The sequence below is a fragment of the Aquabacter sp. L1I39 genome (assembly GCF_017742835.1).
In the GTDB taxonomy this organism is placed as follows: domain Bacteria; phylum Pseudomonadota; class Alphaproteobacteria; order Rhizobiales; family Xanthobacteraceae; genus L1I39.
Window position 1 is genome coordinate 3,520,610 of sequence record NZ_CP072392.1, and the last position, 12,978, is coordinate 3,533,587.

At 67.3% G+C, this 12,978-nt stretch carries 13 protein-coding genes; 5 read left to right on the forward strand and 8 right to left on the reverse strand.

Translation table 11 applies throughout. The features are described 5' to 3' along the window. Nucleotides 1-47: 47 nt before the first annotated feature. The 3 genes from J5J86_RS15900 (at nt 48) to J5J86_RS15910 (ending at nt 2,417) form a co-directional block, all read left to right on the forward strand. Nucleotides 48-809 (forward strand): hypothetical protein, encoded by a 762-nt coding sequence (locus tag J5J86_RS15900; RefSeq protein ID WP_209099679.1) that lies wholly within the window; start codon nt 48-50, stop codon nt 807-809. A 192-nt stretch (nt 810-1,001) separates the two neighbouring features. Beyond that, nucleotides 1,002-1,955: a lipoyl synthase gene (gene lipA, locus J5J86_RS15905; RefSeq protein ID WP_209099681.1), complete on the forward strand. Its 954-nt coding sequence runs from the start codon at nt 1,002-1,004 to the stop codon at nt 1,953-1,955. A gap of 3 nt (nt 1,956-1,958) precedes the next feature. Continuing rightward, nucleotides 1,959-2,417 (forward strand): type II toxin-antitoxin system RatA family toxin, encoded by a 459-nt coding sequence (locus tag J5J86_RS15910; RefSeq protein ID WP_209099683.1) that lies wholly within the window; start codon nt 1,959-1,961, stop codon nt 2,415-2,417. A 115-nt stretch (nt 2,418-2,532) separates the two neighbouring features. Here J5J86_RS15910 and atzF read toward each other — a convergent pair whose 3' ends face one another. The 7 genes from atzF to J5J86_RS15945 form a co-directional block, all read right to left on the reverse strand. Then, nucleotides 2,533-4,329 (reverse strand): allophanate hydrolase, encoded by a 1,797-nt coding sequence (atzF, locus tag J5J86_RS15915; RefSeq protein WP_209099685.1) that lies wholly within the window; start codon nt 4,327-4,329, stop codon nt 2,533-2,535. 470 nt (nt 4,330-4,799) lie between these two features. Beyond that, the gene (locus J5J86_RS15920; RefSeq protein ID WP_209099687.1) at nt 4,800-4,937 is read right to left on the reverse strand and encodes a hypothetical protein; all 138 of its coding nucleotides are present in this window, start codon (nt 4,935-4,937) and stop codon (nt 4,800-4,802) included. A 95-nt stretch (nt 4,938-5,032) separates the two neighbouring features. Further along, complete coding sequence (gene purU, locus J5J86_RS15925) at nt 5,033-5,902, reverse strand: formyltetrahydrofolate deformylase (RefSeq protein WP_209099689.1); 870 nt, start codon at nt 5,900-5,902, stop codon at nt 5,033-5,035. A 75-nt stretch (nt 5,903-5,977) separates the two neighbouring features. Then, nucleotides 5,978-6,592 (reverse strand): sarcosine oxidase subunit gamma, encoded by a 615-nt coding sequence (locus tag J5J86_RS15930; RefSeq protein ID WP_209099691.1) that lies wholly within the window; start codon nt 6,590-6,592, stop codon nt 5,978-5,980. After that, nucleotides 6,585-9,548 carry a sarcosine oxidase subunit alpha family protein gene (locus J5J86_RS15935; RefSeq protein WP_209099693.1) on the reverse strand — a complete coding sequence of 988 codons (2,964 nt, stop codon included), beginning with the start codon at nt 9,546-9,548 and terminating at the stop codon, nt 6,585-6,587. The genes J5J86_RS15930 and J5J86_RS15935 overlap by 8 nt, the downstream gene beginning before the upstream one ends. After that, entirely contained in the window at nt 9,545-9,829 is a 285-nt protein-coding gene (locus J5J86_RS15940; RefSeq protein ID WP_209099695.1) for a sarcosine oxidase subunit delta, read from the reverse strand. Before J5J86_RS15940 ends, J5J86_RS15935 begins: the two co-directional genes overlap by 4 nt. Before the next feature lie 17 nt (nt 9,830-9,846). Further along, nucleotides 9,847-11,103: a sarcosine oxidase subunit beta family protein gene (locus tag J5J86_RS15945; RefSeq protein WP_209099697.1), complete on the reverse strand. Its 1,257-nt coding sequence runs from the start codon at nt 11,101-11,103 to the stop codon at nt 9,847-9,849. Nucleotides 11,104-11,227: 124 nt separating this feature from the next. Between J5J86_RS15945 and J5J86_RS15950 the strand changes: the two genes are divergently transcribed. Together J5J86_RS15950 and J5J86_RS15955 are read left to right on the forward strand one after the other, a co-directional pair. Then, the gene (locus tag J5J86_RS15950; RefSeq protein WP_209099699.1) at nt 11,228-12,202 is read left to right on the forward strand and encodes a LysR family transcriptional regulator; all 975 of its coding nucleotides are present in this window, start codon (nt 11,228-11,230) and stop codon (nt 12,200-12,202) included. A 44-nt stretch (nt 12,203-12,246) separates the two neighbouring features. Next, nucleotides 12,247-12,669, forward strand: coding sequence for a cupin domain-containing protein (locus tag J5J86_RS15955; RefSeq protein ID WP_209099701.1), 423 nt, complete (start codon nt 12,247-12,249; stop codon nt 12,667-12,669). 98 nt (nt 12,670-12,767) lie between these two features. Here the strand turns inward: J5J86_RS15955 and J5J86_RS15960 are convergent, their stop codons facing one another. Beyond that, nucleotides 12,768-12,968 carry a hypothetical protein gene (locus J5J86_RS15960; protein ID WP_209099703.1) on the reverse strand — a complete coding sequence of 67 codons (201 nt, stop codon included), beginning with the start codon at nt 12,966-12,968 and terminating at the stop codon, nt 12,768-12,770. Nucleotides 12,969-12,978: the final 10 nt, after the last annotated feature.

A 12,978-nucleotide genomic window follows, 5' to 3' on the forward strand; every position in this document is an offset into this window, starting at 1 on the left:
TCAAGCGAGGCTAGCCACCAATAAATGCTGCTGGGGGGGGGGTGTGCGTGACTCTGAAATTGGAACAGCGCCAACCGTTGCCTGAATGGCTTGAAGAGTTAAATTTGGAGCGATTTGATGAGGCTCCGCTTTTACTAGATAAAATCACGGAACGGTCCTTATATTATCCGGCGTGCGGTTTTGATGGCCGTCCTGTGCAGTTTTTGAGCGGATTTGTTCACTCCTTTATTTATGCCGATTATGGAGTGCGGAAGCAGGAAGTGTTGTCCGAGCTGAATGAACCCGGTTTCCATGGATATGAAGTCGCCGCGTTTCGAGAGGTTGGGATCGAAGAACTGGCTCTCCAGCCATTTGAAATCCCGGTTGAGCGTCGTTCGGAGAGTGAACGTCGCGCTCAGCTTGCGCATTCGATAATTCAACCATTTTCTGCCTTCTGGCTTATTTTTAGACGGCGGGAAGGATTTGAAGATCAACACGGACCCTCCCTCTTCAGTTTATTGTACTGCATCTACGATGGGGTGGCCGTGTATGAAAATTTATTCTCGGCTCGCAAATCTGCTCCTCTGATACTGGCGATTGTTCAGCCTGGTGATGGATTTGGTGGAAACTACTGCAGTTTCAAGGATGAGGGCGGCCTGCTTGCTGAGCTTGTAAAAGCGGGCAGTGTTTTGCCTGAGTATCTTGTATGCGGTGGCATTGGCCTGGGTTATGTGGAATCGTTCTGGCCCAATATGTTTCCGCAATGTGTTGAGCGTTTTCAGCATGCGACCGGAAATGGCATTTGGCGCCGCCGGGACTTAGGTATGTGAGGTCCGAGTGTCGGGGGCGACGAATGCACTCTGTATCGGAGTGAGGTCGCGCGGCCCTCCTCGCCACAGACGTCACCGCTTCCAACACAGCAGCCCCGCACGCGTCGCCCTCGACGTTCGCGGCCGCGAACGCTACATCTAGGCACGAATGCTCCTGCCGCCGCCGCGGCACGCGCGAAGGTCTTCTTGCTCATGGTCACGGTCGTCAACACCCTGAACAGGCCCCGCCACCCCGAAAAGGCCCACCGGCCCGAGACGGAGGTGCTGCGCAAGCCCGAATGGATCCGCGTCAAGGCGCCGGGGTCCGCCGGCTGGGGCAAGACCGCAGAGATCGTGCGCGCCAATGGCCTGCACACGGTGTGCGAGGAGGCCGGCTGCCCCAATATCGGTGAGTGCTGGGAGAAGAAGCACGCCACCTTCATGATCATGGGCGACACCTGCACCCGGGCCTGCGCCTTCTGCAATGTGCGCACCGGCCTGCCGGCGCCGCTCGACCTGGACGAGCCGCAGAAGGTGGGCGAGGCGGTGGCCAAGCTCGGGCTCTCCCATGTGGTCATCACCTCGGTGGACCGGGACGACCTGGCCGATGGCGGCGGCGCCCATTTCGCCCACACCATCCGCGCCATCCGTGCCGCCAGCCCCGGCACCACCATCGAGATCCTCACCCCCGACTTCCTGCGCAAGCCCGGCGCGCTGGAAGTGGTGGTGGAAGCCCGCCCGGACGTGTTCAACCACAATCTGGAAACGGTGCCGTCCAAGTACCTGACCGTGCGGCCCGGCGCGCGCTATTTCCATTCGCTGCGCCTTCTGCAGCAGGTGAAGGAGCTGGACCCGTCCATCTTCACCAAGTCCGGCATCATGGTGGGCCTGGGCGAAGAGCGGAACGAGGTGCTCCAGCTCATGGACGACCTGCGCTCGGCCGAGGTGGATTTCATCACCATCGGGCAATATCTCCAGCCCACCCGCCGCCACCACAAGGTGGAGCGGTTCGTCACGCCTGACGAGTTCAAGGGCTATGAGACGGTCGCCTATGCCAAGGGCTTCCTGATGGTCTCGGCCAGCCCGCTCACCCGCTCGTCCCACCATGCGGGCGAGGATTTCGCCCGCCTGCGGACGGCGCGCGAGGCCAAGCTCGGGCGGGCCTGACACGTGCCGAGCTTTTCCAGCAGCCGGGTGGTGAACCACGGCGCCGCCGACATGTTCGCGCTGGTGGCGGACGTGGAGCGCTATCCCGAATTCGTGCCGCTCTGCCAGGCCCTGCGTGTGCGCCGGCGGGCGCAGAGCGGGGAGGGCGTGGAGATATTGGTGGCCGACATGACGGTCGCCTACAAGCTCATCCGCGAGACCTTCACCTCCCGCGTGACGCTGGACCGGCCGCGCCTGACCATCCATGTGGAATATCTGGACGGCCCCTTCAGCCGCCTGGACAATCGCTGGACCTTCAAGGACCTGCCGCCCGCCCGCAGCGAGGTGGGCTTCTTCATCTCCTACGAATTCCGCTCGCGCACGCTGGGCCTGCTCATGGGCGCCATGTTCGACGCCGCCTTCCGCCGCTTCGCCGATGCCTTCGAGAAGCGGGCGGACGAGGTGTACGGCCGCGTCTCCTGATCTCACCGCGCGACGGCGGGGCGTGCCCCGCCGCCGGATTGGACCTCAGGCGCCTTTCACCTCAGGCGCTCTTGGCGTTTCAGGCACTCTTGGCGTTTCAGGCACTCTTGGCGTTTCAGGCACTCTTGGCTTCGCCACTCTCGACATAGGCGCGGAAGCCACCGAAAACCGTGATGTCCGTGCAGCCCTGTGTGCCGCTCGCCTCGGCCAGGAAGCCGGTGACAGTCCGGCCGTCCTCAAGCTCGACCGATCCAAGGCCGAGCGGGCCGGGGATGCGGGCGAGAAGCCGGCCGATGCTCTCCACGGGCAAGGACCACACCTCCCCCTCCAGCGCCGCACCGCCCTGTGTCACCCGCAGCACGCCGGGCCGCGCCACCTCGCCCTTCAAGAGCCACATGCGATAGGCGGGGGCCGTGCGGGCCATCGACACGAAGCGTCCGCCCAGCTCCAGGAGCTCGCCATTCAGCTTCATGCCGGAGAGGTGCGCGCCGAATACGCACACCTCCATGCGGCCCTCCTCTTTCGGGGCGGGGAGCGTGGCCATGGCCGGCGGCGGCGCGTCACTCGATCCCAGCGGCAGCGGGGTGGCGGCGACGAAGGCGCGGGCGATGGACGCCACCTGTCCGTCCCGTCCCGCTGGCGCCAGGAGCGTGATGCCATAGGGAACGCCTTCGGCGGAGATGTGGGCGGGCACGGCGGTGCCGCACAGGTCCATGAGGTTGACGAAATTGGTGTAGGTGCCGTTTCGAGAGTTCAGGCGGATGTTGTCGGCCACCACCTCGTCCACGCTATAGGCCGTCGGCGCGGTGGGCAGGACGATGGCATCGAGGCCGGCCAGAACCGGCTTCACCTTGGCGGTCAGCTCCTTCAGCCGATAGAGGGCGCGGAAGGCATCCGCCGCGCTCGCCCGGCCGCCGGGCTCGGTGATGGCGCGGGTGACGGGGTGCACTTCGTCGGGCCGGGTGGTGAGGAGAGGCTCGGCCACGATCCAGCGCTCGGCCACCCACGGGCCTTCATAGAGAAGGCGGGCGGTCTCGGCGAAGGGGCCAAAGTCGAACTCCACCAGGGTGGCGCCGATCCCCCTGAGGCGCTCCAGGGCAGCCTCATAGGCGGCGGCGGCTTCCGCATCGCCGAAGAACTCCCGCTGGGCGGGGGGCAGGATGCCGAGCCGCAAGGCGGGCGGGGCGGTGGTGAGCGGTGCAAGCGGCAGGGGGCGGGAATAGGCGTCTTCCGGATCAAAGCCCGCCATCACCTCCAGCGCCGCCATGGCGTCGTCCACGGTCAGCGCGAAGACGGAGATGCAGTCCAGCGTCCGGCACGCGGGCACGAGGCCCGTATTGGGCACGAGGCCGAGGGAGGGCTTCACGCCCACGATGTTCTGAAGCATGGCCGGCACCCGGCCGGAGCCGGCGGTGTCGGTGCCGAGCGCGATGGGCACGAGCCCGGCGGACACCGCGCTGGCCGAGCCGGACGAGGAGCCGCCCGGCACCAGCTTGGCATTGAAGGCGTTGCGGGGCACGCCATAAGGCGAGCGGGTGCCCACGAGGCCGGTGGCGAACTGGTCCAGATTGGTCTTGCCGATGATGAGCGCGCCGGCCGCCTTGAGGCGCGCGACCACGGTGGCGTCCTTGGCCGGATCATAGGCGAAGGCGGGGCAGGCGGCGGTGGTGGGCAGGCCCGCCACATCGATATTGTCCTTCACCGCCACCGGGATGCCATAGAGTGGCAGGTCGGTGTGGCCCTTCGCCTCCAGCTCTGCCGCCTCCGCCAGCATCTCCGCCTCGGGCCGCAGGCTGATGAAGATGGCGGGATCATCATGGGCGGCAATGCGCGCATAGGTCGCCCGCACGGTGTCGCGGGGCGTGGCGGCGCCGCTGCGGTGGGCGGAAAGGAGCGAGGCAAGCGTTTCCATGACAACTCCGGAGCGGGCAACGGGCTGCCTTGGAGCGCCCGTCTTGGACAAGGTGGGGGCCCGTGGCGCACCGCGGGGATAAGCCCCTCAAGCACGAACCGCGCCAGGAGGCGGGGCCCTCCGGAGGCCTGGAGAAATGCCGGAAATGCGTGGCTTTTGGGACCTCGGTGGGGCGCGGGAGGCACAAAGCTGACCGGCAGTCGCTCGCCTAATTTGCCTGAAATTATATCACTGAGACTATAATATAGTCAGTATTGGCGTCATTGCATGCACCTGAGCGGGTGGTCTGCAGATGCGCGACGCCGTTCGTGTCCCGGCAGAAGGGGGCGCCTGCTGTGTCTCTGGCATGGAATGGCGCGTCCCCGAGGGGCCGGGGAGTCTGTCCCTGTGGAGATGCGCGGCGGCAGGGGCAGGCGCGCCCTTTGGCTGGCCCTCGGCCAACCGGGTCCGGGTGTTGGCCTGTCACACGGTCAGCGCGCGGCGGGCGTGCTCGTCCCGGCGGGCGCCGGCTCGGCCGGCGGGCTACGGCGCTCGGCGGTGTAATAGGAGGCGGCGAAGGCAGCCGAGAAGATGAGGGCGCCGATGAGAAGGCGGAGCTTGGGGTCCATGATCTTAACCTTGCGTCACGTAGCGAGGGTAATGAATCCGGCGCCCAAACGAAAGCGCCCGGATCTCTCCGGGCGCCAGACGCGATGAAGCGATCTCAGTCGCGGAAGACCACCGTCTTGTGGCCATTGGGGATCACCCGGTCCTGCAGGTGCCAGGCCAGCGCCCGAGCCAGAACCCGGCGCTCGATGTCGCGACCCTTGCGCACCAGGTCATCGGGGCTGTCCTGGTGGCTGATGCGCTCCACATCCTGCTCGATGATCGGGCCTTCATCCAGGTCCGAGGTCACATAGTGCGCGGTAGCGCCGATCAGCTTCACGCCGCGCATATGGGCCTGATGGTAGGGCTTGGCGCCCTTGAAGCCCGGCAGGAAGGAGTGGTGGATGTTGATGCACTTGCCCGACAGCTTGGCGGACAACCCGTCCGAGAGCACCTGCATGTAGCGCGCCAGCACCGCCACTTCCGAGCCGGTGGACTGGAACAGGTTCCACACCTCCGTCTCCTGCTCCAGCTTGGTGGCCTTGGTCACCGGCAAATGGTGGAAGGGGATGCCGTCAAAGTCGAGATGGGCATAGGTCTCGCGCGGGTGGTTGGAGACGATGCCGGTGATCTCCATGGGGATCTCGCCGATGCGCCAGCGATAGAGCAGGTCGGCCAGGCAATGGTCGAACTTGGAGGCGAGCAGCAGCACCCGGCGCTTCTCGGCCTTGTCGCGCAGGCTCCAGGTGAGGCCGAAGCCCTGCGCCACCTCGGCAAATCCCGCGCGGATCTCGGCGGCGCTGGCCTCGCCGATCGCCACGTTGAACACCACGCGCATGAAGAAGCGCTTGCTCTCCGTGTCGTCGAACTGCTGCGCCTCCAGGATATTGCAGCCCTTCTCGAACAGGAAGGTGGAGACGCCGGCGACGATGCCGGGGCGGTTGGGGCAGGACAGGGTGAGGATGAACTGGTCGGACGGCGTGGTCATGGCGGTTCGTGTCCCGAATTTGGGCGATCGCGAAAAGGGGTGAAAGGTGCGATGGCGGCGCGCGACGCGCTGCCGTCAACCTCGGCCGGTGCCGATCAGCTCGAAGCCCAGCGGCGCCGCCGCCGCCGTCAGCGCCCGCAGGATCGCCGGCGCAAAGGACCGGGAAATCGCAAAGCGATAGCGCGGGCTGCCATCCACCTGCCAGAACAGGATCGGGATCAGCGCCACCGCCGTCGCCGCGGCGCTGCCGGGGCCGAAGACGGAGGGGTGCAGGTCAACAGCCACCAGCTTTTCCAGCGCCGCGCCCACTTGCGGGCCGGTGAGGTCCAGCACCAGATTGGCGTCCGACTGGTCGGTCAGGGAGGCAAGGCCCGCAAACGCTTCGCCGAGGCGCGCCAGCAGGTCATCGCCGCTGGCGCCGGGAAGGCCGACCAGCCAGCGGTCGGGCGCCGTGCCGACGGCGAACAGTCCGCCGCCTTCCGCCACGCGCGGGCCTTCCGGCAGGTCGAGCCCGAAGGCGCTCAAGGCGGCGGCGCGCAGATCCGCGCCTTTGCCCTTGCGCGCGGCGAGGGTGGCCAGCGCCAGGCCCTCCACCACGGTTGCGGTCACGCCGGGAAACCCGGCGACGGACCCATAGATGCCGGCGGGAACGAGCCGCGTCGGGGCGATGTGCGCCAAGAGGTCAGACACGGAGCCGCTCTCCTTCAGGATCCACGAAGCCCGGATGGCAGATTTCCACCTCGATGTCGCCGCCGCGCACCGGGTCATAGGCGCGCACGCGCTCGCCGATGCGCTCCGGGCCGCGCTTGATGAGGCCGAGGCCGATCCAGGTGTTGAGATGGGGGGAGAAGGTGACCGAGGTCATGTAGCCCTCGTCATTCTCCACCTTGGGTTCGGCGCCAACCGCTAGGAAGTGCGCCCCGGCCCGAAGCCGCGCGGTCGGGTCCACCGGCTTGAAGCCGACAAAGGTGGGCCGGTCGGGATCCAGGAAGCCCGGCCGCTGGGACAGGACGCGGCCGATATAGTCCTTCTTGGTGGACGCCATCTTGCCGAGACCGAGGTCGCGGGCGGAGGTCTGCCCGTTCAGCTCGCTGCCGGAGACGTGACCCTTCTCGATGCGCATCATGGCCAGCGCCTCGGTGCCATAGGGCGTGATGCCGAAGGGCGCGCCCGCCGCCATCAGCGCCCGGGTGAGCGCCTCGCCATGGCGGGCGGGGACGGCGATCTCAAAGCCCAGCTCGCCGGAGAAGGAGAGGCGAAAGATGCGCGCCTTCACCCCACCGAGCACGCTGCCCTGGAGCACGCCCATGAAGGGCAGGCCCGCATTGGAGACATCGTGCGGCGCGTCCACCACCTTGGCCAACACGTCGCGGGCGCGGGGGCCGGCAATGGAAATCTGCGCCCATTGCTCGGAGACGGAGGCCAGTTGCACGTCCAGCTCCGGCCACAGCACCTGGAGGCAGAATTCCAGGTGCTGGAAGACCTTGGCTGCATTGGCCGTGGTCGTGGTCATCACATAGTGCTCGGGGCCGAGGCGGGCTGTGGTGCCGTCATCCATGACGATCCCGTCCTCGCGCAGCATCACCCCATAGCGCGCCTTGCCCACCGCCAGGGTGGAGAAGGTGTTGATATAGACCCGGTCCAGGAAGGCGCCCACGTCCGGTCCCTGGAGGTCGATCTTGCCGAAGGTGGACACGTCGATGAGGCCGACGGAGCTGCGGGTCGCCTTCACCTCGCGGGTGACGGTCTCCAGCCAGTCCTTCTCGCCGGGTTTCGGGAAATACTGCGCCCGCATCCACAGGCCCGTCTCCACGAACACCGCGCCCTGCTCCTGCGCCCAGGCATGGGTGGGTGTGGGCCGCACGGCGCGGAAGTCCTTGTCGCGATGGTGACCGGCCAGCGCGCCCAGCGCGACGGGGGAATAAGGCGGCCGGAACATGGTGGTCCCGGTCTCGGAGATGGGCTTGCCGGTCAGCTCCGCCATGATGGCAAGGCCGGTGACGTTGGACGACTTGCCCTGGTCGGTGGCCATGCCCAGCGTGGTGTAGCGCTTCAACAGCTCTACCGCGCGGAAGCCTTCCTTATGGGCGATGGCCACGTCCTTGGCGCTGACATCGTTCTGGAAGTCGACGAAGGCCAAGCCCTTGCTGTCCTTCACATGCCAGAAGGGCGAGAGCGTCACGGGCCGATCCTCGGCCTGCGGCACCGGGGTGGCCTGTGCGGAAAAGCCGAGGTCGCCAACGGCTTCCGCCGCCCGCGCGGCACCGCTTGCCAGCGCCCGCGCCAGGGAGAAGTCCGCCGCCGCTGCGCCCGCGACCGTCATGCCAGGCGGGTTGGTGCCGGGCACGAAGGCGGCGATGTCAGGCCGATAGACCGGCTTGCCGCCGAAATGGCAGGTCAGCGCCACATTGGGATTGGAGCCCCCCGACATGGCCAGCACGTCGCAGGCGATGGTCTCGGTGCCCTTGGGGCTGCGCACGGTGACGGAGGAAAGCACCTTGCCGGAGGTGGCGATGATCTCGCCGCCGGCGATCACGCGCACGCCGCGCTTCTTCGCCCGCTCCATCTGGACCGCCGGCGGCTCGGGCCGAACGTCCACGATGGCCGCGATCTTGAGGCCCGCCGCCGCCGCGTCAAAGGCCGCCGACCAGGCATAGCCATTGTTGGCGAACACCACGACGGAGGAACCGGGCGCCGCCGCATAGCGCACCGCATAGGTGCGCAGCGCCTGGGCGGACATGACGCCCGGGCGGTCATTGCCGCCGAACACGATGGGCCGATCCAGCGCCCCGGCGCACAGCACCGCCCGCTTGGCGACGATCTTCCAATAGCGCTGGCGCGGCATGTGGGGCGCCGGCACGGCCAGATGGTCGCTCACCCGCTCGATGGCGCCATAGGTGCCGCCGTCATAGACGCCGAACACGGTGGTGCGGGGCAGGATGCGCACATTGGGAAGCGACGCCAGCTCCGCCTCCGCCGACGCCAGGAAAGCGCGGGCGGGGGCGTCGTCGATGCTGACCATCTCGGAGGTGAGGCGGCCGCCCAGCCGGAAGTCCTCGTCGGCGAGGATCACGCGGGCCCCGGAGCGCCCGGCGGTGAGCGCCGCCATGAGGCCGGCGGCGCCGCCGCCGATCACCAGGAGGTCACAGAAGGCAAAGGCCTTCTCGTAGGAATCCGGGTCCGGCAGACCGGAGGCCGAGCCAAGGCCCGCCGCGCGGCGAATGGCCGGCTCATACACCTTCTCCCAGAAGGACGCCGGCCACATGAAGGTCTTGTAGTAGAAGCCCGCGCCCAGGAAGGGGGAGAGCCACTGGTTCACCGACAGCACGTCGAAGTCGAGCGAGGGCCAGCGATTCTGGCTGGTGGCGTCGAGCCCGTCATAAAGCTCGGCCATGGTGGCGCGCGTGTTGGGCTCGCGCCGATCGCCGGAGCGCAGTTCCACCAGCGCGTTCGGCTCTTCCGAGCCGGCGGTGAGGATGCCGCGAGGCCGGTGATACTTGAATGAGCGGCCGACCAGACGCACGTCATTGGCCAAGAGCGCCGAGGCGAGGGTATCGCCGGCGAAGCCCTTCAGGCTGCGGCCATCGAATGTGAAGGAGAGCGGGCGGGAGCGGTCGATCAGGCCCCCGGTGGCAAGGCGGCTCATGGGATCACCTCCGCGCTTTCCGGGGCGGGACGCGCGAATTCAGTCGCGAGGATTTCGTGGGTGCGGGTGTCGCGGGTTACCACCAGCCAGCGGCGGCAGCCGGCGCCGTGATACCAGAGCTCCCGGTGGGGGCCGGCGGGATTGTCCCGCAGATAGACATAGTCATGGAAGGCGTCGGCAGCGCCGGGCGCGTTCGGGTCGGGGCGAACCGGATTGGCGTCGCCCAGATAGGAGAATTCGTGGGCGTCTCGGACGCCGCAGAAGGGGCAGGGGATGCGCATGGTTCAGCGACCGTTCTTCAGTGCAGGTTCGGCTGCGCGCCGACCCCCTTTTCATCGATGATGTGGCCGGTGCGGAACCGGTCCAGCCGATAGGCGGCGTTGAAGGCGTGGGGGGCGTCCTTGGCGATGGTCCAGGCGAAGCACCAGCCCGAGGCGGGCGTCGCCTTGAAGCCCCCGTAATTCCATCCGGTGTTTAGATAGAGGCCCGGCAGCGGACCCACATCGATGATGGGGGAGCCGTCCATGGACATGTCCATGATGCCGCCCCAGGTGCGCAGCACCCGCAGGCGCCCCACCAGCGGCATCAGCGCCATGCCGGCTTCCGCCACATCCTCCACCACGGGAAGGTTGCCGCGCTGGGCATAGGAATTGTAGCCGTCAATGTCGCCGCCGAAGACGAGGCCGCCTTTGTCCGACTGGCTGACATAGAAATGGCCGGCGCCGAAGGTGATGACGCCCGGCACCAGCGGCTTCAGGCCTTCGGAGACGAAGGCGGTGAGCACGTGGCTCTCAATGGGCAGGCGCAAATCCAGATGCCGGGTCAGGCGCGAGGTGGAGCCGGCCACCGCCAGCGCCACCTTGCCGGCGCGGATGGGGCCGCGATTGGTCTCCACCCCCACCACCTTGCCGTTCTCGCGCAGGAAGCCCACCACTTCGCAATTCTGCACGATGTCGACGCCGAGCCGGTCGGCGCCGCGGGCATAGCCCCACACCACCGCGTCATGGCGGGCCGTGCCGCCGCGCCGCTGCAGGAGGCCGCCCTGGATGGGGAAGCGGGAATTCTCGAAATCCAGGAAGGGCGCCATGGCCCGCACCTGCTCGCGGTCCAGAAGCTCGCTGTCCGCGCCATTGATGCGCATGGCATTGGCGCGCCGGGCATAGGCGTCGCGCTGGGCGTCGGAATGGCACAGATTCAGCACGCCGCGCTGGCTGACCATGGCATTGTAGTTGAAGTCCTGCTCCAGGCCCTCCCACAGCTTCATGGACCATTCGTAGAAGGGCTCATTGCCGGGAAGCAGATAGTTGGAGCGGATGATCGTGGTGTTGCGCCCGGCATTGCCGGAGCCCACATGGCCCTTTTCCAGCACCGCCACATTGCGGATGCCGTGTTCCTTGGCGAGATAATAGGCGGTGGCAAGGCCATGCCCGCCGCCGCCCACGATCACCACGTCATAGGAGGGCTTGGGCGCCGCATCGCGCCAGGCCGGCGTCCAGCCCTTCTGGCCGCTGAACGCGTTGGCGATGAGGCTGAAGACCGAATAACCCTTTGACATGCCCGTCGGCTCGCTCTCGGAAGGGGAGGAGTGACCCCTCGGACGAACTTAATATCTCACCCAGGAGACGGGGATGATATAAATGTTACTTATAGTGTGACGTGTGGCACCGCTGGAGCTTGTCATGGCCGTTCGGGGAGAGGCGCTGCCCTTCGATCTGCGCACCCTGGAGATCTTCCTCGCCGTGTGCGACGTGGGCGCAATGGCGGGTGCGGCGCGGCAATTGGGCCTCACCCAGCCGGCGGTCTCCCAGGCGGTGGCGGACCTCGAGGCAAAGACCGGCGCCGTGCTGTTCGACCGCTCCGTGCGCCCCATCGGCCTCACCCCGGCCGGCGGCGTGCTGCGCCAGCGGGCGAGCGCGCTGCTCTCGGAAGCCCGCCAGATCGCGCCCATGCTGCGCGAGACGGAGAACAGCCGCTTTCCCCTGCTGCGGGCAGGGCTTGTGGATTCGCTCTCCCGCGTGCTCGCAGCGCCGCTGGGCGTCCGCCTGATGGGGCTGGCGGACGAGGTCTCGGTGCTGGCCGGCCTCACCTCCTCCCATGCCAGCGCCCTGTTGACGCGTCAGCTGGACCTGCTGCTGGGGGTGGACGAACTGGAGGAGATTGCGGGCCTGGAGCGCTTTCCCATCATCTCCGAGCCCTACATCCTGCTGCTGCCCGCGGGCCGCCCGCGCCCCGCGCGGCTCGACGACATTGCCCGTCTCGCCCAGGACCTGCCCATGGTGCGCTTTTCCGCGCGCTCCAAGACCGGCATCGAGGTGGAGCGGCATTTCCGGCGGCTGAAGCTGGATCTGCCCCACCGGCTGGAATTCGACACGCCCCAGGGCGTAACGGAAGTGGTTGCGCGGGGGGAGGGCTTTGCGGTCTCGACGCCGCTCTGCATCCTGGAGGCGGGCATCGACATGGCGCGCCTAGCCTGCTGGCCCATGCCGGGGCCCGCCTTCCTGCGCGGCCTCACTTTGGTGGCGCGACGGCAGGAATTGGGGCGTGCGCCGCGGGAGCTCGCCGCCTTCTGCCGCGCGGAACTGGCGCAGCGCGCCGTGCCGGACCTGCGCGCCTGGATGCCCTGGCTCGGCGAGGCGTTGTCAATCCAGCCGTGACAGGCGTGTCGCAGGACGATTGGGTCACGGATCGGGAGAGGACGATGAGGCTGGATCGGCGTCGGTTTGTATCGTGCGTCGTCTGCACGGCCATGGGCTATGTGGCGTTGGGAGGGGAGGCGGACGCCCAGTCGGCACCTCCCGGCGGCGGGATCGCGCGGGCTGTCCTGGACAAGACCCCATTTCCCGGCGAGGCCCACATGACCCTGCTCGTCACGGCGGATCTCGAACCGGGCGCGGTGATCGCCCGCCACACCCATCCCGGTGTGGAGAGCGTCTATGTGGTCAAGGGCGGCGGGGTGGTGCGGCTGGAAGGAAGGCCGGACCGGTCCATGACGGCTGGGGAAGGCCTGATCATTCCCGCCGGCCTGCCGCACCTGTTCGAGAACGGGACGGATGCCACGCGCATCGCCATTACCTATGTGGTGGAGAAGGACAAGCCGCTGGTCACCTCCGCGCCACTCTGAGGCGCCGCATCGCCCATTCTGCGGCACCTTTGCCCCAAACGCGCCGACGGGCGCGGCATCACCGATGCCACGCCCGTCGGTTCAGATGGAGGGGGCTCTCACTCCGCCGGGGCAGGGAGGGCTTCGGAGGTATGGTCGAGCATTTCCTCGTGCATCTCCTTTTCCATGGCGATCTGCCTGACGATGAAGACCACGAAGAAGGCGCCCGCCAAGGCCGCGAACAGATATTCGAAGCCGTGGAAGGGGTAGATCTCCGCCATTTCGGAGACCTTGGCGAGAGAGGTCACACCGGTATTCATGATCGATAGT

What these genes read in the sequence shown, in the direction of transcription:
- lipA (WP_209099681.1), top strand. Translation starts at nt 1,002, where the DNA reads ATGGTCACGGTCGTCAACACCCTGAACAGGCCCCGCCACCCCGAAAAG.
- atzF (WP_209099685.1), bottom strand. Translation starts at nt 4,329, where the DNA reads ATGGAAACGCTTGCCTCGCTCCTTTCCGCCCACCGCAGCGGCGCCGCC.
- J5J86_RS15920 (WP_209099687.1), bottom strand. Translation starts at nt 4,937, where the DNA reads ATGGACCCCAAGCTCCGCCTTCTCATCGGCGCCCTCATCTTCTCGGCT.
- purU (WP_209099689.1), bottom strand. Translation starts at nt 5,902, where the DNA reads ATGACCACGCCGTCCGACCAGTTCATCCTCACCCTGTCCTGCCCCAAC.
- J5J86_RS15935 (WP_209099693.1), bottom strand. Translation starts at nt 9,548, where the DNA reads ATGAGCCGCCTTGCCACCGGGGGCCTGATCGACCGCTCCCGCCCGCTC.
- J5J86_RS15940 (WP_209099695.1), bottom strand. Translation starts at nt 9,829, where the DNA reads ATGCGCATCCCCTGCCCCTTCTGCGGCGTCCGAGACGCCCACGAATTC.
- J5J86_RS15945 (WP_209099697.1), bottom strand. Translation starts at nt 11,103, where the DNA reads ATGTCAAAGGGTTATTCGGTCTTCAGCCTCATCGCCAACGCGTTCAGC.
- J5J86_RS15950 (WP_209099699.1), top strand. Translation starts at nt 11,228, where the DNA reads ATGGCCGTTCGGGGAGAGGCGCTGCCCTTCGATCTGCGCACCCTGGAG.
- J5J86_RS15955 (WP_209099701.1), top strand. Translation starts at nt 12,247, where the DNA reads ATGAGGCTGGATCGGCGTCGGTTTGTATCGTGCGTCGTCTGCACGGCC.
- J5J86_RS15960 (WP_209099703.1), bottom strand. Translation starts at nt 12,968, where the DNA reads ATGAATACCGGTGTGACCTCTCTCGCCAAGGTCTCCGAAATGGCGGAG.